The organism is Limnohabitans sp., from assembly GCF_046052765.1.
In the GTDB taxonomy this organism is placed as follows: Bacteria; Pseudomonadota; Gammaproteobacteria; order Burkholderiales; family Burkholderiaceae_C; genus Limnohabitans.
Genome location: NZ_JAVLFQ010000007.1, coordinates 1 through 1,637 on the forward strand (window position 1 = coordinate 1; position 1,637 = coordinate 1,637).

At 35.2% G+C, this 1,637-nt stretch carries 1 protein-coding gene; it reads right to left on the reverse strand.

Features of this window, described 5'->3' with window-relative positions; translation table 11 throughout:
* A partial coding sequence (locus tag AC9UG7_RS00600; RefSeq protein WP_509583062.1) for a leucine-rich repeat protein occupies positions 1-1,499 on the reverse strand: 1,499 nt, incomplete at its 3' end.
* Positions 1,500-1,637 lie beyond the last annotated feature (138 nt).

The following is a 1,637-nucleotide window of genomic DNA, read 5'->3' on the forward strand; positions in this document are numbered from 1 at the left end:
TCGCGGAAGGCTCCCGAACCAATGGTAATAACAGCTGATGGTATAACTAAACTTATTAATGCAGAGCAATTCATAAATACATTTATCCCTATAGAATTGAGGTTTGTTGGAAATAATACATTAATTAGTGATGTGCAATCTTTAAGTAGAGTATTTGCTAGAGTTGTTATATTGGTATTGTACATACTAATTGCGGTAAGTCCCGTGCAATTTTCAAAAGCAGAAACACCTATAAAATTTACAGTAGCAGGTATTATCATACTAATTAGTCCAGTGCATCCTTGAAATGCACTAGCATGAATTTGCTGTAATGTGCTTGGTAAAATAATAGATGTAAACCCTGTTCTGTCTGTAAATGCATTGCTTCCTATGGTTGTTACATTAATACCATCAATATATGGAGGTATATGATACGTGCCAGTTATCTGACCTGTTCCATCAACACCTGATATGATTTGGTTGTCTGATAGAACTGTGGCTGTGATACCATTCCGTCCTACTACAAACGGTATATCTATGCTAGCCGATAGATATGGACCCGTTGCTACTTGTGTTGCAGTTATCTTTATGGTTCCTGCACCCGTAATAGTGACCGTATTACCACTTATCGTGGCAACCTTATCATTTGATGATGTATAGGTAAATACAGCTGGACTCTCCGAGGCAGGGTCAGTTATTGTAAACGGACTATCACCATATACTTTTTGGGGAATAGTTATCGGTTGAATAGTGGGTGGTCCAACCGCGATATGTAGCGTTGCCTCTACAAAGTTTTCAAAATTATTATTGTCTGTTAATTGAGTAGCACGTATTACAGATTGCCCTACCCCCTCAATGGTTACTATATTTCCAATAATAGTTGCAACCGATATATTACCACTTGTATATACAAATTGGCCAGTGCTATTTGTAGTAGGAGTAATTATGTTAAATGGGTCATCTGTATATAATTTTGCAGGCATACTTACATTGCCAATGGTTGGAACCCGTTTGGATACACTTACATCAACATGCACAATGCCTTGCATGTAATTTGTATACACACCCTGCATTCCAGTTATTAATGTATTACCTCTACCAACAATAGTTATTGTGTTTCTATTGCTAATTGTTGCAACATCCACGTTACTACTAATATAGTTAAACACGCCAAGACTATCTGATTGTGGGTCAAATATACTAAATGCGCTATCACCATAGGTTTTATTGCTAATTATTAGATTTGCAATGGTTGTTACAATTTTAATGCTACCATTCATAATACGCACATTTGTAGGTATTCTAGTGGTAGTTCCAACTATATTTGTGCTTGTTATATTACGAAGGTCTGCTTGTAAGAAATCAGTATCTTTATTAATTGTTATATTATTTAAATATGAATTATTTAGATTAGCACCTCGTAAATTTGCACCAAGTAAACTGACATTTGTTATCGTCTGACCATGTAAATTTGCATTATTTAATAATACATTTGAACCAAGGATATATCCATTAATCACGGAATACCCCGTAGATAATAATGGTTGACCTATTATCATTCCAGATGTGATATAATCTAAGTTTGCTGTTTGTAAATTAACATTTGTTACTGTCTCTTATACACATCTGACGCTGCCGACGATCGCATAAGTGTAGAT